22 protein-coding genes and 1 pseudogene are annotated in these 25359 nt (G+C 32.4%); 17 read left to right on the plus strand and 6 right to left on the minus strand.

Translation table 11 applies throughout. The features are described 5' to 3' along the window. Positions 1–52: 52 nt before the first annotated feature. Positions 53–2920, minus strand: a complete 2868-nt coding sequence (odhA, locus tag BAQ49_RS06735; protein ID WP_071744700.1) for a 2-oxoglutarate dehydrogenase E1 component — start codon at positions 2918–2920, stop codon at positions 53–55. 825 nt (positions 2921–3745) lie between these two features. Between odhA and BAQ49_RS06740 the strand changes: the two genes are divergently transcribed. The 5 genes from BAQ49_RS06740 to BAQ49_RS06760 all read left to right on the plus strand — a co-directional run bounded on the left by BAQ49_RS06740 (position 3746) and on the right by BAQ49_RS06760 (position 5627). Then, on the plus strand, positions 3746–3955 hold the full coding sequence (locus BAQ49_RS06740) for a helix-turn-helix transcriptional regulator (protein ID WP_071744701.1): 210 nt from the start codon (positions 3746–3748) through the stop codon (positions 3953–3955). Between the two features lie 2 nt (positions 3956–3957). Further along, positions 3958–4335 carry a permease gene (locus BAQ49_RS06745; RefSeq protein WP_071744702.1) on the plus strand — a complete coding sequence of 126 codons (378 nt, stop codon included), beginning with the start codon at positions 3958–3960 and terminating at the stop codon, positions 4333–4335. Between the two features lie 28 nt (positions 4336–4363). Continuing rightward, complete coding sequence (locus BAQ49_RS06750) at positions 4364–4546, plus strand: DUF3976 domain-containing protein (RefSeq protein WP_001178300.1); 183 nt, start codon at positions 4364–4366, stop codon at positions 4544–4546. A gap of 134 nt (positions 4547–4680) precedes the next feature. Then, positions 4681–5043 (plus strand): hypothetical protein, encoded by a 363-nt coding sequence (locus BAQ49_RS06755; protein ID WP_071744703.1) that lies wholly within the window; start codon positions 4681–4683, stop codon positions 5041–5043. Positions 5044–5081: 38 nt separating this feature from the next. Continuing rightward, on the plus strand, positions 5082–5627 hold the full coding sequence (locus tag BAQ49_RS06760; protein ID WP_071744704.1) for a hypothetical protein: 546 nt from the start codon (positions 5082–5084) through the stop codon (positions 5625–5627). 638 nt (positions 5628–6265) lie between these two features. Here BAQ49_RS06760 and BAQ49_RS06765 read toward each other — a convergent pair. After that, entirely contained in the window at positions 6266–6733 is a 468-nt protein-coding gene (locus tag BAQ49_RS06765; protein ID WP_071744705.1) for a hypothetical protein, read from the minus strand. 53 nt (positions 6734–6786) lie between these two features. Then, positions 6787–7011: a hypothetical protein gene (locus BAQ49_RS06770; protein WP_071744706.1), complete on the minus strand. Its 225-nt coding sequence runs from the start codon at positions 7009–7011 to the stop codon at positions 6787–6789. A 557-nt stretch (positions 7012–7568) separates the two neighbouring features. On the opposite strand from BAQ49_RS06770, the pseudogene BAQ49_RS06775 reads away from it, so the two are divergent. Beyond that, positions 7569–7751: pseudogene (locus BAQ49_RS06775) on the plus strand (DUF4176 domain-containing protein); the annotation flags it as partial. Positions 7752–9151: 1400 nt separating this feature from the next. Here BAQ49_RS06775 and BAQ49_RS32780 read toward each other — a convergent pair. Beyond that, positions 9152–9307: a hypothetical protein gene (locus BAQ49_RS32780; protein WP_165616030.1), complete on the minus strand. Its 156-nt coding sequence runs from the start codon at positions 9305–9307 to the stop codon at positions 9152–9154. Positions 9308–9674: 367 nt separating this feature from the next. On the opposite strand from BAQ49_RS32780, the gene BAQ49_RS06785 reads away from it, so the two are divergent. From BAQ49_RS06785 to BAQ49_RS06805, 5 genes are all read left to right on the plus strand, one after another. Next, on the plus strand, positions 9675–10187 hold the full coding sequence (locus BAQ49_RS06785) for a restriction endonuclease (RefSeq protein ID WP_071744707.1): 513 nt from the start codon (positions 9675–9677) through the stop codon (positions 10185–10187). Then, positions 10184–11791 (plus strand): hypothetical protein, encoded by a 1608-nt coding sequence (locus tag BAQ49_RS06790; protein WP_071744708.1) that lies wholly within the window; start codon positions 10184–10186, stop codon positions 11789–11791. The genes BAQ49_RS06785 and BAQ49_RS06790 overlap by 4 nt, the downstream gene beginning before the upstream one ends. 802 nt (positions 11792–12593) lie before the next feature. Then, positions 12594–13925 (plus strand): hypothetical protein, encoded by a 1332-nt coding sequence (locus BAQ49_RS06795; protein WP_071744709.1) that lies wholly within the window; start codon positions 12594–12596, stop codon positions 13923–13925. Positions 13926–14180: 255 nt separating this feature from the next. After that, positions 14181–15788, plus strand: coding sequence for an HNH endonuclease signature motif containing protein (locus tag BAQ49_RS06800; protein WP_071744710.1), 1608 nt, complete (start codon positions 14181–14183; stop codon positions 15786–15788). A gap of 653 nt (positions 15789–16441) precedes the next feature. Next, positions 16442–16840, plus strand: coding sequence for a recombinase family protein (locus BAQ49_RS06805; RefSeq protein WP_244159081.1), 399 nt, complete (start codon positions 16442–16444; stop codon positions 16838–16840). A gap of 285 nt (positions 16841–17125) precedes the next feature. Here BAQ49_RS06805 and BAQ49_RS06810 read toward each other — a convergent pair whose 3' ends face one another. Further along, entirely contained in the window at positions 17126–17314 is a 189-nt protein-coding gene (locus tag BAQ49_RS06810) for a hypothetical protein (RefSeq protein WP_071744711.1), read from the minus strand. A 135-nt stretch (positions 17315–17449) separates the two neighbouring features. On the opposite strand from BAQ49_RS06810, the gene BAQ49_RS06815 reads away from it, so the two are divergent. The 4 genes from BAQ49_RS06815 (at position 17450) to BAQ49_RS06830 (ending at position 22196) form a co-directional block, all read left to right on the plus strand. Beyond that, positions 17450–17773, plus strand: a complete 324-nt coding sequence (locus tag BAQ49_RS06815; protein WP_071744712.1) for a nucleoside triphosphate pyrophosphohydrolase — start codon at positions 17450–17452, stop codon at positions 17771–17773. A 22-nt stretch (positions 17774–17795) separates the two neighbouring features. Next, the gene (locus tag BAQ49_RS06820) at positions 17796–18848 is read left to right on the plus strand and encodes an HNH endonuclease domain-containing protein (RefSeq protein ID WP_071744713.1); all 1053 of its coding nucleotides are present in this window, start codon (positions 17796–17798) and stop codon (positions 18846–18848) included. Positions 18849–19406: 558 nt separating this feature from the next. Further along, on the plus strand, positions 19407–21263 hold the full coding sequence (locus BAQ49_RS06825; protein ID WP_071744714.1) for a DUF262 domain-containing protein: 1857 nt from the start codon (positions 19407–19409) through the stop codon (positions 21261–21263). Between the two features lie 138 nt (positions 21264–21401). After that, entirely contained in the window at positions 21402–22196 is a 795-nt protein-coding gene (locus tag BAQ49_RS06830; protein ID WP_165616031.1) for a hypothetical protein, read from the plus strand. 275 nt (positions 22197–22471) lie between these two features. Here the strand turns inward: BAQ49_RS06830 and BAQ49_RS34215 are convergent, their stop codons facing one another. Next, positions 22472–22642, minus strand: a complete 171-nt coding sequence (locus BAQ49_RS34215) for an IS3 family transposase (protein WP_084667361.1) — start codon at positions 22640–22642, stop codon at positions 22472–22474. Positions 22643–23080: 438 nt separating this feature from the next. On the opposite strand from BAQ49_RS34215, the gene BAQ49_RS06840 reads away from it, so the two are divergent. After that, positions 23081–24826, plus strand: coding sequence for a DNA/RNA helicase domain-containing protein (locus tag BAQ49_RS06840; protein WP_084667357.1), 1746 nt, complete (start codon positions 23081–23083; stop codon positions 24824–24826). Between the two features lie 71 nt (positions 24827–24897). After that, entirely contained in the window at positions 24898–25236 is a 339-nt protein-coding gene (locus tag BAQ49_RS06845; protein ID WP_084667358.1) for a nucleotide pyrophosphohydrolase, read from the plus strand. The last annotated feature ends 123 nt before the right edge of the window (positions 25237–25359 follow it).

Genomic DNA, 25359 nt, shown 5'->3' on the forward strand with positions numbered 1-25359 from the left:
GACTTGGGCAGATATTCTGCCCAAGTTGAGCTAATGAAATTCGTTGTTACTTTCAGTTGCTGAAAACTTCAATTTCTTGTTTATCTTGACGGAAGTTGTACTTCACATCTAAAGCGTGTGCAACAATTAGTTCTTGCTCAGCTTTGTGAGCGAATGGATCGCCACCAGATGGGCTAGAACGATCCGGGCGTCCAATGTAACCTGTTTTCACTTTATCTCCAGCTAGTTCGAACAGAATTGGAGCCATGTAATGCCATGCACCCATATTACGAGGTTCTTCTTGAACCCAAATGATTTCTTCTAAGTTTTTAAAGCGTTTAATAATAGATTGAACTTTCTCAGCAGGGAATGGATACAACTGTTCAATACGAACGACATGAACTTCATCTAAGTTGTATTCATGTTTACCAGACTCGATTTCTGCTGCTAAGTCAATCGCCATTTTACCTGTGCTTAAAACAAGGCGTTTTACTTTGTTTGGTTTCATGCCAAGGTTTTCTTGCTCTAAAGCAGGTTGGAAACGTCCTTCGCTTAACTGACTAGCAGTTGAAAGCGTAAGTGGGTGACGTAATAAGCTCTTCGGCGTCATAAGTACTAATGGTCGAACGGCTTCTGTTCCTAAGATAGATGCTTGACGACGTAAGATATGGAAGTATTGAGCCGCGCTCGTTAAGTTTGCAACTGTCCAGTTGTTTTCAGCAGCTAACTGTAAGAAACGCTCTGGACGTGCACTAGAGTGCTCTGGCCCTTGACCTTCATAACCGTGTGGTAATAGAAGGACTAAACCTGATTTTTGACCCCATTTTGCTCTTCCTGCTGAAACATATTGATCAAATAATGCTTGCGCAGTATTTGAGAAGTCACCATATTGCGCTTCCCACATAACAAGAGTTTCTGGAGCGAATACGTTATAACCATATTCATAACCAACAACAGCAGCCTCTGATAACGGACTGTTATGAACAGAGAATGAAGCATTAATGTTTGGTAAGCGATGTAATGGTGAATATGTTTCATTTGTATCAGTATCGTGTAATACGATATGACGATGCGCAAATGTACCACGCTGTGAATCTTGACCAGTTAAACGAATTGGCGTACCTTCTTGTAAAATAGAAGCGAATGCTAATGACTCAGCAAGTGCCCATTCAATTTTACCGTTCTCTTCAAGAGCATCTTTACGGCGCTCAAGAATTTTCTTCACTTTCGGATATACGTTAAATCCTTCAGGCCAAGATAATAAGCCTGCATTAATTGCACGAAGTGAGTCAATCTCAACACCAGTATCGATTGGCTGAATGCCTTGTGCAACAACATCTGGCACTTTAACGTGAATTGTTGCATCGCTCGTATCAGCTGGTGGTAGTTGTGCATAGTCAGATTTTAATTGCTCTTGTATAAACTGTGTAACTGTTTCAACCTCATCTGCATTTAGAACACCATCAGCTTGTAATTGATCTGCATAAATTGCTCTTACAGTAGGGTGGTTTTTAATTTTTTTGTACACTTGTGGTTGCGTAACCGCTGGGTCATCCATTTCGTTATGGCCATAGCGTCGGTAACCAATTAAATCAATCAAGAAGTCTTTTTTGAACAACATGCGATATTGAATCGCAAGGTTAGCAGCAGCAAGACAAGCTTCCGGATCATCAGCGTTCACGTGAACAATCGGAATATCAAAACCTTTTGCAAGGTCACTTGAATATTTCGTAGAACGAGAATCATAGCTATCAGTTGTAAAACCAACTGCATTGTTTGCGATAACATGAATTGTTCCGCCCGTTTGGTACGCGTTCAATCTGCTTAAGTTGAGTGTCTCAGACACAATACCTTGACCAGGGAATGCAGCATCACCATGAACTAAAATTACGAATGACTTTGACGTATCTTGTTCTGGAAGACCAGATTTTTTACGGTTTTCTTGAGCCGCACGTGCGAAACCTTCTACTACAGGATTAACGAACTCAAGATGACTTGGGTTATTTGCTAATGTAACGCGAGTGCTAACTTCTTCATTACTAACGACTTGTTCTCTACCTAAGTGGTATTTTACGTCGCCAGTCCATCCAGCATTTGCCACTGCGCCTTCTATTTTTGCATGTTTGAACTCAGCAAACATGTGACTATATGGTTTTTCTAATACGTGTGCAAGTACGCTTAGACGACCGCGGTGTGCCATACCAATCATGACATTTTCTACGCCGCCCTTGGCACCTTCTAGAACAATTTCATCTAGAACAGGTACAAGCATATCAACGCCCTCGATAGAGAAACGCTTTTGCCCAACGAATGTTTTATGCAAGAATTGCTCGAAACCTTCAACAGCTGTTAAACGTTTTAAAAGAGCAGTTCGTTTTTTATTTGATAGTGGTTGACGCAATGAATTTGATTCCACCATTTGATGCAACCACGCGCGTTCTTCACTATCTTGTATATGAGAAAATTCATAAGCTAAAGATTTTGTATAAACGTCTTTTAATCTATGAATTACATCAAGTGCAGTGTGAATACCTTCTGGTGCATCTTGCCATACTGTTTTCGCTGGAATCGCTTTCAAATCAGCATCGCTCAGTTCGTTCATTGCTTTCTCAAGAAGAGATTGTCCATTTGCAGCATCTTCCATCGGGTTGATGTGAGCCAACGTATGCCCGAAAGAACGAATCTGCTCAACAAGTTGAACGACTTTAAGAATTTTTTCAATGTTCCCTGTGTTTTGAGGAGAAAAATGTGTTGCTGTGTTGTCCCCTGTTACGACATCATCTTGAAACGAAGGAGCTCCAAAAATTTCAAAAAGCTCTTGTAATTCCGGATCAACAGAACCTGCTCCAGTTACGTAAAGATCATACTGTTCAATAACATAACCAAGGTTCGGACCATGGAACTTGGCCCAAGGGTTTGTCGTTGTATTCTTCCTCGTCATTTGTTTAAACCTCCCAATGCATATAATCCTTTTCCTATACAAAAGGTGCATTTTGCTCTTTTTCAATAATTGATGAACTAAAAATTAATGTAATTGTTTTCTTTACTCTTATGTTATTACAATAATTTACATAATACCAAACACTATTACTTATCTGTTTTGTAAAAAAACATTCACAATAACTTATCACCCAAGTTAATCTTTCATGTTATAAAGTAATTTTACAGAAAAATGGGGTGGATATATTTGGTATACCTACATTAATAACTATAATTGTTGCATTTGAATATAAGTAAAATTGTTAGAATGTTTCGATAAATATTAGTTTGAATTATGTATATTGAAATAATAAGCGCTTTCATTGATATTATACAACAATATAACGGAATATAGTATAAAAAATAAAAAATTATGAATTTAGCGTAAACTTTATTTCGATAGTGTTAAATATCGAAAGGAAAATGAAGGATTTCTACAAAAAAAGTGGCTAAACATAAAAAATGCTTCATAAACCGTTAGTTTCTATAAATATGGCGAAAAACAACGTAAAAACAATAGCGCATTTCATCTAATAAGGAGAAGAATGAAATAGTTTAAAAGGATAAAACAAATATGGAGATATTAAATTTTCACAAAAGTGGGGAGGAGATATAGTAACGGATATATACATTGTTCCATGTTTCATTTCAAAATAGACATGATTAAGTTGAAAAAGTTTCTTCTATATAAATAGAATGAAAAATAATCGGAATATATGTAAAGGATACTTGACGTAAAGTTTCCTTTACATATATACTCGGTATAAGGAAGGAGGGAGAAATTTCCTTGGAAAATAAAATGGTCGAATACCGAAAAAAATTCGGACTATCTCAAGAAAAATTGGCTGAGAAACTTGGAGTTTCCAGACAAACCATCATTTCAATTGAAAAAGGGAAATATGATCCATCACTTCCGTTAGCATTTGAAATAGCGAAAACATTTCAAACAACGATAGAATATGTGTTCATTTATGAGGGAAAAGAAGGGGAGGAGTAAAGATGAACTATTCACAAAAGTACTTTGTTATTATGGGAATTATTTTTCTATTTATGAGTGGATTTATGATATTAGCAGGTATAATGACGCATTCTGCACCGCCAATTCCAACTTATACCGTGCTTGCAATGATGATTATGTGTTTCTGCCTAAGCTACTTGCACCCGCAATTTAAAGAAAAAGACGAGCGAATGAAACTCATTCGTTACAAGGGAATGTTCTTCAGCTTTTTTGCGCTAACAGCATACTATCTTCTTTTCTCGATTGGCTTAAACTTAAAAGTAATTACACTATCTGCGGTTGAACTACTGAACATACTTATGGCACTTACGATGAGTACAGTTTTTATCTCATTTGTTGTTTTATCAAAAAGATATTAAGATGGAAGAGAGAAAGGAAGATTAATATATGCAAATGATGTATGCTTTTGGCATTGGACTTGTATTATTTTTAGCCGTATTCTTATTTATTCGTAAAGACGTTCAAGGTGGGACGTTAACGAAAAGAGGCTTTTATAAAATGATCGGCTGTTTAGTTGTTATGTTTATAGCGATTATCGTAATGATCGTTTTAATAAATCAGTCACTATAGAATTTAAAAATGGAACCTTACTTTTGTAAGGTTTTTCTTTTTTGAAAATAAAACAAAAATTACCATAAAACCCATTTGCTATCTATTCTCTGTATTATATAATCCAATAAAATGATAGGTAAGGAGAATAGTATATGAATAAAAAAGCTATCTTCTTTATAGCGGTATGTCTACTACTTATAGCTAGTGTTACTTACATAATATGTAACAAACGAGAACAAGTGCCACCTATGTTAGTATGGGAGGGCCAGGAATACTACGTTACGAATGAACCTGTCAAAGCAGAAGCAGTCGGACAAAAGCTTGGCGAAGTGACAAAGAAAATTGAAACAAGCAAACAACCTACTAAAAATAGGGAATCCAACATATTACAAGAAAAAACAGAAATATTTGAAATGATTTTAGAAGAAGAGGATGAAAGGCGGCCGATACTCGTAAAAGAACCTAATAGTGAAGAATATAGAATAGCAAGGCTGATGTTAAAACAAGTACTATAAAATGAAGAAACAAATTTGTAATAGAGAGTAGTGGCGTTATGAGATGGAAAGTAGGAACGTTTGAAAAAATAGAAACGAATGACCCATCTATTGAGCAATTAATACATACATTCAAAGAACAAAACCTAAATGGCGGTGCGGTTATAAGCTGTTTTAAAGTAAATAACGAAAATTTTTTCAAAGAAATACCGCGTGGAGAAGATGGACACAAGCGTTTTTTCAGAAGAATCTTTAACTCTTTAGATATAATCAATAACTTAGAAGCGTTAAAAATACATACATCAGAAAAATATAAGTGTCGTTTTAAAGAGCGTCAGGCAGTCATGCTTGATGGTAGTATTGCCACTCAAATTTTGTGCGGCGGAGCATATGTAGAATTTCAAGAACGACCAGTTGTCGCCAAGCAATTAGCGGTTAATTTATGTCAATATATGTTCCAAGATCGATATGAGGATATTAAAGCATTCGAAAGCTACCGTCCTTGGACAGATTGGTTTTACGGTATTGCGTGGGATACAACTTGGATGGTATTAGATAGTAAGGAGCATAAAATGTGGTTAATCTGTGCTACGGATTCGGATTGAAAGATAAAGGGCCTGGTAGGAATACTACAAGGCTCTTTATCTTTTGGAGAAGAATGGAAAATGGATCGTATAAATATTATACTAAAAAAACATTTGTAATGTAAGTTTTATACTATTGTATGCTGACGATAACTTAAAAGAATTATTGTTTGCGAATGTGAAATTTTTGGATAAGATGTTTGGTAGGAAGTGACTCGAAACGAAAAGACACTTTAGAGAGTGTCTTTTCGTTTTTTTGTAATTAGTAAGTACATAGTGTTTCGCTCAAATCACTAGTTTCTATAAGTAATAGTCAGCAGTCAAAGAGGTATGGAAAAACATATAACCTTTAAGAATAGCTCTAGGGAATTAATAGCCGGATATATAATATAAAGGTGATGGAGTGCGAAAAGATGTTATGTTCACTAATAACTAAGGGTTTGTGTTGTGGGAAGTGCGATTTGAAAAGCATACCAATTAAGCTGTTTATATAAGTAAATCAAATGTGTAAAAGAAATTAATTGTTTCTAAAATGGACTAATTATACAAGTGTATTAAATTTTTCTAGAGATAGTTTACTGTACTCGTATTTTCCTAAAAAGGTTAATTATCTTAGACATTCTTTTTGGAGTGTCAATGAGTTTGTTATATTCTACATTTTATATGAAGGGTGAAAAATGATGTAATTCGTTTCTTTGGGATTCGCTTAATGATTTAATCTTTTTATTTAATAAATCCTTTGCGAATTCGTATAATTCTAAATCTAAATTATTATCATTATTTATCTGTATTATTAATTCATTAGGTATTGATTTTATTATGGAGGGGGCTATAAAACTATTTAATTTATTGTATTTTAAATCTTTCCAATTAAAATGGTTTTTCATTAAAAACAAAGATTCTTTATACATATCTGTAATTCCGACTAAAACAAAATGATCTATTATGTTTTTTTTCGCAATATTTAAATTCGGGATATCTGTTCCAGATAAACATAGAGTTTGATGATTACAAACATAGAGTTTATGTTTAATAAATTGTTCAAACGTTAATTCAGAATTTATCCAATTATTTCGTTTGTAATGATGGTATTGAGAAAATATTCTATCCACAGGTTTTCTTAACATAGAAATATAAGTGATATTTCTTGAATGATTTATTTGAGATAATAGTTGCCCCTCTATTTCATACCGAAACTATAATGACCACTAATAGCTTTAGCGCTATATATATGATCTTTAAGCAGGTTTATTATTTGCTCCTTATTATTTAGAGGCCCAATGGTTTTATGTGCATACATAAATAATGAATGAGCACCATACTGTGTGTCTAAAATATCTCTTAATGTTGTACCACCAGTTTTAGCAATATGAATAAAAATAATTAATTCGTTATTTGAAGTCAAAAGTCACCCCCCCGTATATAAATTTAATACTAATATGATATGCACCAATTAGAGGTATGAGGGACGGTGAATACCTAGTATACACAAATTGTTAGTATGAAAAATATTTGAGTAAAGCTGTGTGATAAAGAGGGGATTCGAATAGCACGTATTGTTAAACGGTTTGATTACGGGAAAATATACAAAATAAAAGGGGCTGATTTAATTTTGGTGAGTTTCTTCATCTGTAACAGAAAAAGGAAATTTATGTACGTGCATGCTTGGGACAATAAGTGCTAAAAGAGCGTAGTAAAATTGAAGAGCGATTTAGTAGCCTCGAACATCCACGTTAGTTTAGGAAAAATCACTATTTATTATAGGTACATTTGTTTTTTGATTTACAACATTACATATTAAATTTAGTTTTGTAGATTATTTTTCGTTATTTTCCTTTTGGGCGAATCCTGTAGAACTTAGATTAAAACACATGGAAAAGTAGTGATAATAAATAATATGGAGCATAAAATATTTCTCCCTTAAATACAATTAGGAGGGAGATGGAAAATGTTTAACAAGGAGGAAGAATGGTCATTACAGCAGATAAACGTGATTTTGATTATGTAGGGGTTCTTTATCCGGTTCGTTATTTAGGTGATGAAAAAGTATTATGTTTTAATCATGATAAAATTGTAGAGGAAATACATAGAGGGTATTTGAATAAGAGTGAATTAGTTTTACGTGAGAGGTTAGTAGAATTGTAAAAAGATTGAAAAATACATATAGATTTTAAAAACACGATAGGGGAAACAAAATGGGAAAGATAATGAGAACTCTTGTAATCATAGGTATACTTATCCCTCCGGTACTACTGTGGAGTGCACCTGATATTCCGCTAAATGATAAACTGCTGTTTACAGGTTTACAACTGACTGTAGGGTTCACCACAGTAGTAACGTGAGAGGTTATATTTAGAAATCGAAAAAAGAAGAGGGCAAAATAGATATAAATTGTATAGAATGGCAGATAAGAATATTGGTGGTTAATCTTCTCAATAAAAGAAACTAACAGAAGCAGGGAGAAATCCTTGCTTTATTTTTTGTATAGAATTACTAAGTAGAGCATCATTAAATTAGGATATCCGAGGGGGATTACTGTAGGTAAAACTGGGGATCTGTGCTAAATAAACGGTAGTCCCAAGAGTTATCTCACTGGTTTCAACGAGTGTACAAACTATAATTTCAATTACTGTAAGGGTAAACCAGAGGAGGAAATCTCTTTACAGTTAGACCACTCAGAGAGTGTTAGGGACTCTATGGGATTCATCTATTTGTGGATTAATTAGTTATATCTCAAAAGCACAATAACGAGAGACGCATTCTGAGGCGATTAACTTTGATTAGGTGGGTCCCTTTTTCTTTTTTTATCGAGTAATTACTCAGGAGATGTGCTCTCGGTATTTTTTTGTTATTATTTATTGAGTTTTATGACCCCGGAGAGGCTCGAACTCACGACCTCCACCCTGTCAAGATGGCGCTCTCCCTGCTGAGCTACGGGAGAAAAGTTGATTTAAAGGTATTCTCACAGATTTGTATAAACGAAATTCTATTAAAAAAGCAATGGATATTGTAAATTCTGTGACCGCACTTGTGACCACAAAATATTAGCCTTAGCTGTTTGTATATGGATAAATCTCCTCAGTATTTGAGGGGATTTTTTATTACAAAACAAACTACACAGTTAGCATGAATTAAGTGTTGGAGAGTTAGACCAAGAAGCTTATACAAGTGTATGGAGAACGAAAGCAAGGAGGGGACAATACAAAGCGAGATAACGGACTACCTTATAAAAGATAAACTAGCGATTATGATCATGAGTGATATTGAGAAAGGTAGGTTTGATACTTATGATGGTGGGGGGTATTTTCGACATATTACAGTCCTTTTACTACAGAAATAGGGTATAGTAGCTTCTTTCACACGTCACGGAGCAAAAAATTCCGACACGAGACGGGTATTTGATACTTTTCATCTAATAAAAATACTTCAACAATGAGTATCTTTAAAGTAAATCTCGAAACGTGTATGTAGCATTTATTTAGGAATATACTCCCTCTTCATATTAACAGCATCTTTTCCTTTTGACTTCTTTTGCTTGCCCTTGATCACTTGCTTATATGAGCAAGGAATGCTGTGATGTTAGGGAACTTACTAGCCATCTCGCAAAACTTCTCAACAGCATCTAATTTCTCTGGAATAGAGAAATTAGATGCTGAAATAGTACTTTCATTTATATAGTCATTGTATCGAGTCAGTCTCACAACATTGGGTAGAAAACATCCTTCATTCACATTTTGTTGATAGTGAAGGTCTTGAATTACCTTAGTAAAGTTGTCAATACCACGCTTAAATTTCCATTCGCCTGCTCTTTTTCTTATTCTAAAGATAGGTAGTATTCTTTCTACATCTCCTTTTAAACGAAGAATGTATGTTTATTATCGAACTCCCCTCTAATAAACAATAGGAGCTTATTATTTCGAAAACCTAACAATGAATATTCTTTATGAGTAGGGTCAAATGGAACAAATAGAGCCATTGTTTATTTGTAGTTTCAAATTTCAATATCCGAAATTGCATACTAATTTGGATATTGGGAAATAATACCTTTAACGAAATGGAGGTGAAAACATGCCAACACGACCAGATTATAATGATGTTGGACAACTATCGTTGACAAAGTCATCTGTTGAACAGTTAAGGTTATTACGCATTCAATTCGAGAATAGTGGTCTTAGTGAGGAATCATTTGTGGAATTATTACTTAAGAAAGCGGGCTATATTCCTCATATATTGAATAAAAAAAGAACATCAAATGATGGTGGTGTCGATTTTATTATAGAAGTTTTTAACTTTGTCATCATTTGTCAACTTAAGTGGTGGTTTCATACTAAAGTACATAAGAAGCAGGCAAAACAAATATTTGGAGAGATGTACTTAAACGAAAGTGTAGATAAAATAAAACAGAATGATAAAGAAATACTATTTGCTCTAATTGTGCCATACGTAGGTCAGAACATTTGGAAACAACTTTCTTTATTTGAGAAAAATAAATTCTTTTTAATCACTGAAGAAAAATTTATTCGGTTTTTAACAAATCCATCATATTTTCTTGAGCATTACTTTAAGGAGGAAATTTTATGAACAACCGATATGAAAGTATACAGTTTGGTGTGATGAGTTACAGCATACCAAACAAGGAGGTAGTTTTTGGTCAAACTACCCTGGGACAACTTTTACCAGTCCCATACAGAGACACTGAAGCGGGATCAAATCCAAGAGAATATCAAGGACTTACAGAAGTAAATAAACGGATTCTTGAAAGTTTTTTACTACATGGGAAAAAGAACGATTTCTGGGCTTATCATTCGGGGGCTTCATTAACAATTACCAAGGGAGAAATTAATCCAAAAAAAGAGAATACACTTGAGTTTGCCGATGCGTGTATTACAAATGGATTACAAACAATATCATTAGGTCGTATATTAATAATTATTAAAACATATCAAATTGAAAGGGAAAAGGGAGAAAAGGTTATTCATAAGAAAATAGCTAAAAAAAATGAATTTTCACTGAGAGAGAAGCTATTAAAGTATTTCATAGAAGATGTGGTAGATATGATCTTTGTTAATGTAAGTATAAATGATGTAAACAATGTTCTAACATGGATTAATAAAAAGGAAAATATCAATTTTGAAAGGCGTTTAAATGAGATGTCTCTTGATGATTTACTAAATATTAAAATTCCTTTTAAAGCCGTACTTCTTGATGATTTAGTTTCAGAAGATGATACACAAAGACTGGGATATGATATAGCAAATAGTAATAATGATACTCAAAAGGTTAAAGTTGATGACAAATTTGGAACTCGGTACAAAGAGTGGTTGGAAAATGAACTGCTTTATCAAGTTTCAAAAGAGGAAATTTTAATTGAATACCGTCGATTTTCAATGAAGAAAAAGAAGGATAATCAAGAGGTTATACATATAATAGATTTACTACGGGCAATACTACCTACTACATTGTTTGTTGATAAAGATGATGAGGATATTCGAAAATTCATTGGAAAACGTGCTAATAAAGTAGAACCAGTGTATAACTTGTTCGAAAAAATAATATTTCTCCATTCCGACATACCAGAAGTAAAAAATGCTATAAAAATTGTAGCTAATCTTATGCCAGATTTGATTAGGATGATCAAAGTAGTTCGTAAATATGATGAAAAATTCAGACAAAATTTAGATTTTGACAAGATTGATCGATGGGCAGATCTGAAAAATTGTGAATCGTATAAATCTCATTTCTTTGACTCTTTTGGCAACCGAAAATCAGAAATCGAAGTAAATGATGCAATAAAAAAACACTTTAGGTTATCCTTTAAAAATTTACTTTCTCTTTTTATCTATGCTACACGTTTAGTGATTCAAGTAGATGAAAAACTCAATGTTTCATATGATTTAGACGAAGATGTTATTGAAGATATAATAGATAGAATTTACAGAACTTTTGTTATGGCTAGATCACAAAGGAGTATGATAGGGTCAACCTCAGACTTATTAAGGGATAGTCATCTATATAAATTAATTGAGACTGATGTTGAACAAATTATAGAAAAAAAATACAACTTACACGACTATGTTAAACAATTTAGAGTCGCTGTAGTGACATTAATTAATGATATTAATGAGAAAAAACTTCTCATCGATGATAAAAATTCAGTTATTAAAATAGAAAAATTTCCTGCATAAAAACAAAGCAATATAATGTAATTAATGAGAAGGTATTATAAAGGAGAGTTGTCAGGTTAATTGACAACTCCATTTTCCCTTTCAAGTGATTACAATTGTAATTCGCAGCCCGCTAATTTTAGTATCGTACCTCCCTATTTCACACGTCCAATTGTAAAAAAGTCGATACGAGACATATCCCCTGCATCTGCTAAATTAATACAATTTATTCCTGAGGTATTTTCAAGGCTAACTAGTATAATCTCATCTGTCTCTTTGGGTCTCTCTGTACATCCTCCTTTAAATCATTAGAGCTTCATCGAAACTAATTCCATAAAGAATAAAAAATTTGCCTTTTTCAAAAAAGTTCTTGACACGACTTTTTAGTTTTGATGACGAGAATCGTCAGCTTTTTTATAACGGATCAAGACCTAATTTCTCAATTCTTCGATTTGTATAATGATACTAGAGCTGATTCTTATTAATAGTAGGATCTTATTCAATTTATATGGTGTGCAAGATTAGTTGAAAAATTAGCGAATGTGTTCCTTACAGTAGGGAATAAAAACAGCAAAAACGGAACTGATTTTTCCGGAGGCTAAGGAATGAAAAACGAAAATTCCGCTCACTTCTTGCCTACTAATAACAAAGAAACAAAGAAATAAGAAAGAAACAAATAATAAAGAGAGGAGCTTTGCTTTTGTACATCGCTCCGCTTTCTGTTTTGGTTGTTTACTTAGGTTTCTCTTGGATTAATGATAGAGAATAACCCCGACTATTTCAAAGGAGGAAGCAAAAAATACGAAAAGAGGAATAATATTTTATGTTTGAAAAAGATAACAAGGACACGTTTGTAAAATTTAACAAAGAAGCGTACAAAAAGGATTCCATGGACATATTTCTTTATGGCGTTCTAAAGACTTTTGAGAATAAAGCAGGGTTTACTTCAATATCAGTGAAGCAATTGATGGAATTTTCTGATTTAGGAAGGTCACTTGTCTATAAAATTGAACAGTCATTAACTAATTTAATAGAACAACAACTAATCACAGTGTATGATGCAATTGATCTGAAAAATAAGGTTGAAATTAATAATTCTAGACAATCTGATATCTTATATATTAGGATAAATGGGATGGTAACGGATAATGACCCGTTTATTCAGATTTATACGAATGAAATACTTAGATTTATTAGTAAAAAGATGAAAGGTACAAAGGTTGAAATCTTTAAACAGTTCATATACATCTTGAAATTTGTTAATCAGGGTAATGGTTATAGAAAGATTAGCTTTCCAAACATAGCCAAAATCTCTGAAGAGACAGGGGGATCAGATCGAACTGTAAAAAACTATACGAAAATTTTGGAAGAAGAAGGATTTCTCTATAGTAACATTTTGATAATGGAAAAAGAGAAAGTGAAGAAAATCTATAGTAGACCACAGTATTCGCAGGATGTAGATGATGCAATTGCCGAGTGTATAGCAAGAAATACGAAAACGATAAATATTAAAAAGGGTAATGCTCAAAGTGTTGAAACGATTGTAGTTCAAGATAGTAAAGAATATAAAGCTACAATGAAAAAGCCTGAGCTGCTTCTTGCGTTAGATAGACAAATAAGAGATACTTTCCAAAAGTATGAGGGTGAGTCTAATGACCAAGCGTTATCTAAACTTCAAAAATATCAAGAAAAACATGGAGTTGAAGTGTTAGTTAAAGCTCTTCATATTGCGATGGATGGAAGAATTGGGTTGAAAAATCCAACTGGATTTATGTTGAAGCAGTTAGCAGATGGTGATGCTATTAAGGAAGCTGAATATCGTATTAAACGCTCTAAAGAACTATCAGAACGGATGGATAGGGAAGATAGTGTGGTGAAACACTTTGATTATAAAGAAGCTCTGAGGGAAAAGAAGAAGAAAGAGCAAGAAGGAAAGGGAGAAGTAAACAATCAAAGGGGAAACGAAAGAAAATTTTATCCCGAATTGGTCGAAGCCCAGAAATCAGAATCTAAAGAGCAGCGACAGAACCAAGTTGAATTACTTCCATATATACCAGAATGGAAACGTGAAGGCTTTAATAGCCGGGAAAATCATGAAAAGGCTAAAGAAGAGGAGGGAATGAAGAAATTATTGGCTAGTTTGTATATAAGTTAATTCTGTTGTTTATGGATTGAAGGGTATGGATTAATCATATCCTTTTGTTATGTCCAGCTATGTTTAATGAAATTTTGATTTTATGAAGAATAGACAATCCAATTTCACTCTCCAACCTGCCCAACTTACATTATAGAAAAGGTTTTTTATACTCTGAAATCAAGCCACATAAGTAAAAGAAATTATTTGTATTTTACTCGATAATTACAACTTTATGGTATCATGAAATCAAACCTTAAGAGGAGATTTTTTTTTATGAAAAAAGATTTAAATATTCTTGAAACAGCAATGCTTATGCAAGTAGGGGTAGAACTCGTTGAATATTTTATGAAATATTGTCCAAAAAGAGGTGAGTCAACAACACTCCCCTACTATCTAAAAAGCGAAGATCTCTACTTTGAAAGAGACAAAGTAATCTCATTTATGAATTACCTAAATAAGCCTTGGCCACGCTCTCCAAAAGGACAACGACCTTATATACCAGATCGTATTAAAGAAGATATTAAACGTGAATCCTTTTATGCTTGTGCAATATGTGGAGATATGAATCATGGTGAAATTGCACATATAGAGCCAGTGAGTGTTTACCCAAACAACTCTCCATATAATTTAATATATTTATGTCCTAACCATCATACACAATATGATTATGGGTATAAACTTTCCACTAATATTACAATTGAAGAAGTTAAACAAGTAAAATCTATCAAACAAAGTGCTAGAAAACGCATCCTTCGTTATGAAGCAAATGCAACAATGAAATTGACACAATTAATTAACATAATTCATGAAGTAAAAGACAAGATGGAAGAAGAAAGTAATTCAACTTTACAACAGGTCTATTTAACCGAGTCTAAGCAACTTCTAAAGGACATTTCTTCTATAACAAAAGAAGCTTTACAACAAGCAAGGAAAGATCAAGAAGCTGCTCCTATTGATAAATTCATAAACGAAAAAGCTCCTTATATTTCAGATATTATCGGAACTCTTGAGCAAAGTGATTCAAAAGTACATACTGAGAAAATAATAAATGAAATCTTAGAGCAATCTGAAGAAATAATTATTGATTTGGATGAGGAAGAATGCCCGCATTGTTATGGTAAAGGAATAAGGGGACTTAATGGGAAAATTTGTACATACTGTGATAGTGTAGGTTATGTTACTCGTGAGAAAAAAGGTAACTATGATCCAACAAAATTTAATGAAGCCGATTGTCCACATTGTTATGGTAAAGGAATCACTGGATTTGTAGGTGATTTGTGTATTTATTGTGAAGGAGATCAAGTTGTAATACTAGAGAAAGCAGAGAATTATAACTTTGAAGAATTAGGAATTGATTTTTGTCCTGCATGTGAAGGGAACGGGTTTCTAGGCATTAATGGAACTTTATGTACATTTTGTGGAGGCTCCTTATTTTTACCAAAGGAGATTGTAAAACAATTTGATATCAAAAAGGATTTACGAAAACCCTGCCCCCATTGTAATGGAAGGGGAACTACTGGGCTGAACAATAAAATTTGTATCTTTTGTAAAGGAGATTCCCTGATTACTCCAGAAAAGGCGGCATCCTATGATGTTAATAATATTGATGAAGTTGAATGTCCGCATTGTAATGGGAATGGTACTCAGGGGATTAATGGAGTCTTATGTGGCTACTGTAATGGTGACCAGAAGATAACGGCCGAAGAATTAAATAATTATGATAGGGAAAGCATTGATGAAGTTGAATGTCCAAGGTGTAACGGAAGAGGTTTAGTAGGATATAATGGCACGGTTTGTCCACTATGTAAAGGAGATCAAATTGTATCAATTTTAATAGCTACTACTTTTAATGAAAAATATAAGCAAAAATATGAAAGGTAGTTTTATCTTAGATGGTTAGATCTTAAAGATTCGAGAGAAAGGTCTGTACTATTGCCATATTTATAGAAAGGCATTGATATCTAAAGAAAAAACTATTGTGAGAGAAAACTATAACTGTTACTTCACTTAAAGGTGAGTGATATTAATCAAAAATATCGGTTAAGTAAAGTTATGAAAAGACATCCAACTAAGCTGGATGTCTTTTTTTAATACACACACGCCCATGCGTGGTGGGGGTTAAGAGGTCTGTTCATTGTTTCGTTGTTGGAATTGATTCTGATGGCATTATTTAAGCCAGCTGTGAGTAAGTTTGTTTGTGGGTTAGGCAGATATAGAAACAACTCTCATTCACACATTCAATCGGTAAATTTCCGACATGACTTAAAATAATGGATGTGATTAAGTGTGCTAAATTAATCACATCCTATAGTAAAAAGTTAATGTATTTCGACAAGGATAACCGATAACAGTTATTCTATTAGGCTGATACCAAAAATAATTGATGTTTTTGCTTGTATCATGTTGTTGTCTATAAGCTATGTAAAATTAAATCCTTGATTCATCGGATGAGTACGTAAGGAATGATGAACATGAACATAGCATATATCAGAGTATCAATAGTTGAACAGAACGAAGCAAGACAAGTCGAAGCTATGAAACAGTATAAAATAGATAAGGTGTATCAAGAAAAAGCATCAGCCAAAAATACAGACAGACCAAAGCTACAAGAGATGCTAGATTTTGCGAGAGAAGGGGACACGATCTTTGTTGCAGACTTCTCAAGATTAGCACGTTCCACTAAAGACTTATTACAACTAGTCGAACTATTAGAATCAAAAGGAGTTCAATTAGTATCAATAAAGGAGAATATTGATACTTCAACAGCAACTGGCAGACTAATGTTAAAGATGATTAGTGCTATTAACGATTTTGAACGTGAAAACATGCTTGAGAGACAGCGTGAAGGCATTGCGATAGCAAAAGCAGAAGCAAAAGCAAAAGCAGAAGGAAAGTTACAAAGGAAGAAAAGAAGTATCTATCTCAGACTTTGAAACGCATTATAAACGATATATGAATCGAGTAGTTTCTAAGTCGCAGCTTGCTAAAGAACTAGGGATATCAAGACCAAAATTAGACAAGTTAATCAAAGAACATCAGTTAGAAAGTTAAGGGACTCTTAAAGGGGTCTCTTTTTATTTACATTTGATTGGAGGGTATTTCCCACTTCTAATGCCTATCCAATCCTAAGGTAAGATGTGAGTAGGTAAAAATCCATCTCACGAAAAAAATAGCTTCGACGAAACGATAGTTATTGACAGAAATTTTATGCTGGCTAACTATTTTACTTTCCACTCTTTCTCGCAGTCTGGACATTTCCATTTAACGATTTTATCAGCTTCAATGCTACTAATCCCAATTTTTCTTGAAAAATGAGTTGTACCATATGCTTTTTGTGATTTTTTGGGTATAGGTTCTCCTTGTAAATCAGAATGGCAATACGGACAAAATTCTTTATTGCTTCTCATCAAATCACTCCTTCTAGATAGTTTAGCAAACAGCAAGAATTTAGACTAGTTAAAATTTTGACGTAATATGGTGGATGAGGCAATTATCGTGATACGATTAATTTAAAGACTTAATATATACAAAGGAGATTAAACATGCCTATCTATAACAAATTAGTAAGAGATAATATTTTGGAAATTATCAAAGCTGAGGGTTTAAGCTACAACGCAAGAATACTTACATCTGATGAGCTACTAGTAGAAGTAAAAGCAAAAATGATTGAGGAAGCACATGAGTTTATGGAAGCTGTTGAAAAAAAGGGAGCTATTGAGGAACTCGCAGATATTTTAGAGTTAATTCATGCTTCATTGGGAGCTTATGGGGTAGATTTTGAAGAGCTGGAAGCGATTCGTAAGGAGAAAAAAGAAAAGCGAGGTGGTTTTGAGAAAGCTATCTACCTTATTGACGTAAAGGACTAATAATTACTAAGGGGGGGATTGTATGAATAATTTCCTTGAGAATGACCAATCATTAGAATCTAAATTTCGATCGGTTTACTTGTTTGGAAGAAATGTAGCCACATATAAGTTTGCTTTTGCAAAGACACTATTAGAGCTAGGAAAAAGTGATAAGAGTTTTGTAAGCCTTGAGGAGTTGTCACCGATATTTGCTAAGTATATGTTAGAGCATATAGGGAATGGAAAAAGGCAAATTACTAGTGCATCATCTAAGTTTATCAATGCGTTAGAATTGTACAATGAACAGAAAATTACATGGGAACAGTTGTTGCAAGTTACTGAAAAAGTAGGCTTCAATAATGTAATAGATGCTTTTCATAACATTCCCAATGGGGAACTTAATACATTGTTCTATGAAAAGTCTGTTCAGGGAAAAACGTTAGGTATCGCATTAACTGATAGTATCTATATCTTGAATGAAAGTGAACAACGAGCGAATTTGTTCAATGAGATTGAAGGTAGATGGAACTTAGTAGAAAGTGCTTGGACGGAAAGAAATCCAAAGTTAGAAGTTAGATTTGATGGGGAGCTTGAGCAATTCTTCTTTTTGAAGTCTATTACACCAGAGAGGTATTTACACTCTCATGAACGTGTAAATTTAACGTCTGTAAGAAAACCACTAAATGGGTATCAAAAAGGAAAATGTTTTTATTGTTATAGAAGTATTTCTATTGATAGTGGTCAACCAAATACCTGTGATGTAGATCATTTTATACCGCTCTCTGTTCAATATTTATCAACGGTGGATATGGATTTAAATGGTGTATGGAATCTTGTATTAACTTGTCAAGAATGTAATAGGGGAGAACACAATGGTAAATTTGCTAGAGTACCGCATGAATCTTTGTTAGAGCGATTATACAAACGGAATGAATATCTAATTGAAAGTAATCATCCTCTTAAAGAAACAATCATCATGAAAACAGGAAAGAATAGTAAGTTAAGAGCAGAATTTTTAAAAACAACTTTTAATTATGCTTCTTCTATTAAAGGTTCTGGGTGGATGCCTAAACAATACTACGATATTGGATTTTAGGATAGATGAATATATTAACTCCTAAGACTTATAAATGTAGAAAATCTACATTTATAAGTCTTAAATGAAAACTCCGTTATTACTAAAATGGTAAATGAGGTAGTTTTTTCAACATAAATTACGCCTTCTCCCTTGAAAGTTAATTATTCGTTTAGGAATAATATTAGGGGGATATTTCTCACATTTTATGCCTTTGCATTTATGGAACCAGTACATAGTGGGTGTAAGCACATGTCAGGGATTTTTCAACCTTTAATTAATTAATGAAATATCGATTTTATTAGTTTGCAAAATAGAATATAAAGTAGTCACTTTTTCAATAGGGGCGTACCAAAAAAATAAAGGGGTTATTTTGACAGGGGCAGAACAGCTACCTGTCTTTTATTTAGTAAGAATATAAACGTAAAAATGAAGAATTTGCTTTAAAGTTAGTTGAGTTATAGTTATGATTAATAATAATTTCCTTTAATTTTAAGTTAGAATATAATTAAAAGCAGCATTTGTATATATTAATGAGTGTTTTTGAAGAGAAAAAATGCCAACTGAGAGGATAGAACTATGATTAAAAATGGTATTAGTTCAGAGCTATTAAATATTAAATCTTTTTTATCAGATGACTCGTATAAGTTTTTGATACCCGATTTTCAAAGGGATTTTGTATGGGGGCAAGAAGAAGTGCAACAACTATTAGATGATCTATCAGAAGATACTAATGGTTTTTCAGTAGGTGAAGATGACCTAGAAGGATATTTATTAGGAAATATAGTTCTAATAAAACCAACAGACAATGAACGTTATCTTGTAGTTGATGGACAACAGCGTCTTACTACAACAACATTAATTTGTAAATCATTAGAGGAAATTGTTGAAGCCAAAATAACTACATCACAAAATGCAAAAGAAATTAAGAAATGGCAGATGAAACTAAATGACATCGTTCAATCGTACGCAATTTTAGATAATGATGATGAAATTAAGGATTGTAAATTAATACATGACCCAACACTAAATTTTGGTAAGGTGTATAAAAATATTCTTTACAATAAAAAATATGAAGTAAAATTAGAGTCTGATTCAAAAATCGAGGAAGTCTATACAACAGCCAAAGATTATTTAGAAGCATTAAGCGATGAACAGTTGAAAAACTTCATTTCTTATTTTAAAAGTCGTATCTATTTTATTGTAACTGTATCAACTAGTTATAATAAAGCGTTTCAATTATTTGAGGTACTTAATGATCGAGGAAGAAGCTTAGAGCCACTTGATTTAGTGAAAAATTTATTCCTTAAGACTATATCCAAAGGTATAAATAAAAAAGATGATGTAGAGGAGTTTAATAATGATTGGAATGAATTTATTTCTAACCTTCAATTAAACCCTAAAAAGAAAATATCTTCTTCAACTTTTTTGAAGCATTACATTATTGGTAAATATGGAGAAAATATAAAAAAAGATATTGTATACGATTATTTTGAAACTAAAAGGCTTAATAGTAATGAAATATTTGACTTAGTAAGGGATTTAAAAGATGTTTCTAAGATATACTCTGAAATAGAAAAAGGAAATTACAAAGTCTTTTTAGATGATCATAACATGTTTATCATATTTAAACTTTTCAATATTAAACAGTTACATTCATTATTAATACCCTTTTACCAAGCAGATCAAAAATTGAAGGAACAAGTATTAGACCTTGGTGTAAGACTTGGAGCTTCTGTTTTATTTACATTTACACAAATGAATTTTATTGAAAGCATTCTTCCGACAATTTTGCAAAAATACTATTCAGAACTTGAAAATGGAAAGTATATAGATGATGCTTATAAAAAACTTGATGCTGAAGCAAAGAAAAATATTTTAAGTAAATCAACAGATATTAAACAAATATTACCATTAAGAAAGCTTGAAAATGCAAATGGAACCTTATCTAATAAGGCATCTGTAATTTTAAAGTTTATTGAATTATATTTCCATGGTAATAGTGCGGTAATAGTACCTCCGAAAAAACAAAAAATCACCGTAGAGCATATTTTATCTAAAGAGGTTATTTTTGATAAAGATATTTCTGATGCAGGCTTTATTGCAGTAGAGGATTTTAAAAATCATAAAAATCTTATTGGTAATTTAACTTTACTTTTCAATAATGAAAATTCGAGTGTAGGAAATAAAAAGTTTGAGGATAAGATTAAATTATATTCAGATCAAGATTTTATAATCACGCAAAGAGTTGCTAAAGATTTGATTTCCACAACAAAAGGTGGTAAGAACGCAAATTTAGTTTCCTTGGTGAACGAAAAGGAAAGTAAGTATGTACCTAATACAAAGGGACATTTTGATAAAGACTCGATTAAAGATCGCTCATCTAAAATTGCTGATTTAATTTATGACTTAGTAAACCAAAATATCAAAATATAGGAATTACAACGCTGCTTGTAATTCCTAATTTTCTAAAAGCTGTATTTGGTAACATAGAAGTGTTAAGAGAAAATAGACTTATAGTATAAATTTAGATTATATAAACAGAAATGGTGATTGAAAATGGAGAATAATATAGTGGATATGAAGAATTTGGACACTAATCTATTATTAAATCTTTTTGCTAATTCAATTGCGGAGTTAAAATCTCGTGAGGTCTTCCGTACAAAGAACCTTATTGGCGAGCTAGGAGAACATTTAGCAATAAAGTATTTTAATAAGACCTCTGAATTACCTAATTTAACAGCAACTCCTGTTGGTCATAATCATTATGATGCTACAAGCGAAGACGGAAAAAGATATAGTATAAAAACTGTAACTGGAAGCACAACTGGAACCTTTCAAAGTATAGAATTAGATGAAGAGGAAGAAAAAAGTGAGCCACAATTTGACTATGTTCTTGTAGTAGTATTGAAAGACTACGAACTTTATCGAATCAATCAACTTACATGGGAGCAATTTCTTCTATGTAAAGGGTGGCATAGTAGAATGAAAGCGTATAATTTAAGACTAACAAAAAAACTATATAAAAATTCGACTACTGTATTTTATTTGCCTGGAAAGCCATGTGAGCGAATAAAAATAACAAAGCCAAAATCAGCAACTAAAACGCTCGGTATAGGAGAAAGGTTTCAAATCGAACTAGCTGTAAGATTAGATAACGGTGAGGAAATATGTGGAAAGGACATCCTTTCTGATATTTCATATCATGAAAAAGACACTGACTATTTAGAGATAAAGGATGGGTATGTAGAATTTAAAGAAGGGATAGCAGTTAGAACTGTTGCGGAAGTTATTCTAGGATGTTATGGGAAAAAAAGTAGAAATTTAAAATTTGTACTTAGTAATCGACAAATAAATAAGCAGAAATAATGTGAGCTGTATCCTATAATCATTAAAAATAAGTAATTGTAAAACTCACTGTTTTAAACAAATAAATTCGGCCCAGAAGAAATTAAAGGATATTCTATGCTTTATATAAGATACTTCAACTCTAGGTGTGTATTTTTCTTTTGATTAACTTTGGAAATATATTCATAGAATGAGAGGGATTTGACACTAATTGAGATAATATACTTAAAGGGTATATTGTACAAGCGGATAGAAATATCACTTTACATAAAGATATATGGATTATTAACACTAAACTAGACAGTTTTCTTAAGGTGTTCAAGATTGTATTGAATTGGACTTACATATCCAAGTGTTCCGTGAATTTGAATATGATTGAACCAATGTACATAGTCTTGTAGTTTCTTAGATAAATCCTCAAGACTATTAATATGAGAACTCTGCGTTACAGCCTTAACTCTTTTCAGTTAAGGTTTTTCTTATAACAAAAAATAATAATAATGAACAACAGACTATTGTTTCTTATTTCTATCTAATGTTTATATCCTATATAAACTCATGAATGCTATATAATGTATTAAAGGAAACGGGGAGATATTTATGAGAGCATTTCTTGAGGCAGATTAGAAAAGTGCCGTATAATACTTGCAATATGATTTCCGAAGAACTTAAAAACCCTTCATTAGTATCAAACGAATTCGATACTATACCTATAACAGCGGAAGGAAGATTGAAGGTATTGCAATAGCTATAGAAAACTTGGTTCAAGCGATAGATGTTGAGGGTTCAGATTATGGAGGATATACTTCACCTCTATTTGAGATACAAGTAATGATAGAATCAGTTCAAAGACTTAATGATATTATTGAGGAATACAAAAGAAAGAGACATTAGGAGGATTTTTTATGGATTTTAGTATATTAGAATTTCCATTAGAAATAAATCAAACAATAGTACATCAAAAAAGTATTCGAGGCTTATCTAATATTGAACGTAGAGTATTAGAAGATGTATTTGTTACTTATATTTATTATAATTTAGAGCTGAAAAATATTTATATAGGCGAGACAAAAGATTTTTGTACAAGACATGATCAACATATGAGGGAAGATCATTTCTTAGAAGGAAAGTTTGATCAATGTATCGTTATTTACAATGCCTCAAAGTTTACAGAATCTCATGTGAAAGATTTAGAATTTATGCTTATCAATCATATGTTTGCTGAGAGAGATGTAACGAAATTTAATTTATTTAATCGCAATAACGGTCAGGCTCAGCCAGTATACAATGGACGAAATGAAATGGAACAGGTTGTCTTTGTTGATCTTTGGGAGAATAAGTTATTTGATAAAAAGTTAGTAGTTACACGAGAGCTGTCAAAGGTTCGAAATAAAATTTTATTCAAGTATTCACCTTTTAAGCAATTAAGCCAACAGCAATTAGATTATGAAGATGAAATTATTAAAAATATACATAATAAACATATGGTAATCGGTGGAGCAGGAACAGGTAAGTCTATTTTATTAATGTCTATAATGTACAAGTTGATTAATGAAAATCCAGATTTAAAAATTGGTATTGTAACGACAGGGAATTTAACTGATAAATTTAATCGAGTGTTAAAGCAACTGAATTTAGCTGGGAAATTGCAGTTTGAAAGAGCAGGTCAGTTAATTAGTAGAGCGAAAAAAGAAAAAATTGAATTTGATATAGTTTTAGTAGATGAATCGCATCGTCTGCAACGTTATTATCCAAAAGGGCATCCAGTGTCCAAAAGACATTTTAATAAAAAAGAGCCTCATATTAATGAATTACATATGCTAGAAGAAATATCAAAAGGTATTGTGTTATTTTACGATGCGTTTCAATCCATACGCCCACAAGATATTACACGTAATGATTTTAATCATCAGACGATTGAATATAAAAAATATAACTTAAAGCAACAGTTTCGAATTAAAAGTAATATCATTAACAACGAAGTATTTGATGGAGAAAGTTTTGTACAAGGAATTCAGTATGCCTTAAATATTTCAGATGATCGTAATTTTGATCCTGCCATTTTTGAATATAAAAATAAAGATTCGTATTTCCAAATTGTAGATTCTATCGGTGAATTATTCCATTTTACGACAGATATGGAGAAATTTCATGCCAATGCTACAAATCGTGTCATTGCTGGTTATACGAAGGAATGGAAGTCAAATCCGAAGTCTAGCGATAATAAGGGAAAGGAAAAATCGCAGTTGCCGTATGACTGGGAAGATGGCTGTAATAAATGGCGTTGGAATAGTCAGCATGAAAAGTGGGTTGAATTAGAAAGTTCTAAGACAGAAATCGGCTCTATTCATGCGATTCAAGGCGCTGACATCGATTATGTTGGCGTAATTATCGGAAATGATATCGAAGTAAACGATCAAGGGAATCTGGTCGGTGTAAGAGAAAACTATAAAGATACAGGTGGAACACCTTTATTAAAAGAGTTTAATGAAGAAGAGTTTACAGCTTATATATTAAACATTTATTATATTTTACTGACTAGAGGTATCGAAGGATGTAAAGTATATTTCGAAAGCTCGAATGTAAGGGAGTATTTTGAAAAGAAAATTTCTGAAGGAGTTCCTACCTCTAGGTCTTTTTCTACCGTATAAATAGATGTAAATAAAAGAATTATATTTTATGCAGCATTTTAGTGAATAAATTGATGGAATAAGGTGTAAAAATGAATGAAATTAAAGAATTAACAAACAAAGTTATTCAATTTAGAGATGAACGTAATTGGAAGCAATTTCATAATCCGAAAGATTTAGCAATTTCCATATCACTAGAAGCCAGTGAACTATTGGAGAATTTTCAATGGAAAAGTAATGAAGAAGCTCTAAATAAAAACATGGATAATATTAAAGATGAACTTGCTGATGTACTTATTTATTCAATGTTATTAGCAAATGACTTGGGATTTGATGTAGAAGAGATTGTAAAAAACAAAATAGAAAAGAACAACAGCAAATATCCTGTTGAAAAAGCTTACGGTGTAAAAACAAAATATACAGATTTATAAGAGTGCGCATAATGAGTAGGGGAATCCTTCAACCTACTGGAAATACAGGTGTGAGAGAACGCCATGTGGATATATTTGTTTGTCCTGTAGATATACAATTGTAGCTTTGGGATAAAGTTTGAT

Origin of the sequence: Bacillus proteolyticus (assembly GCF_001884065.1) — a bacterium.
Taxonomy (GTDB): domain Bacteria; phylum Bacillota; class Bacilli; order Bacillales; family Bacillaceae_G; genus Bacillus_A; species Bacillus_A proteolyticus.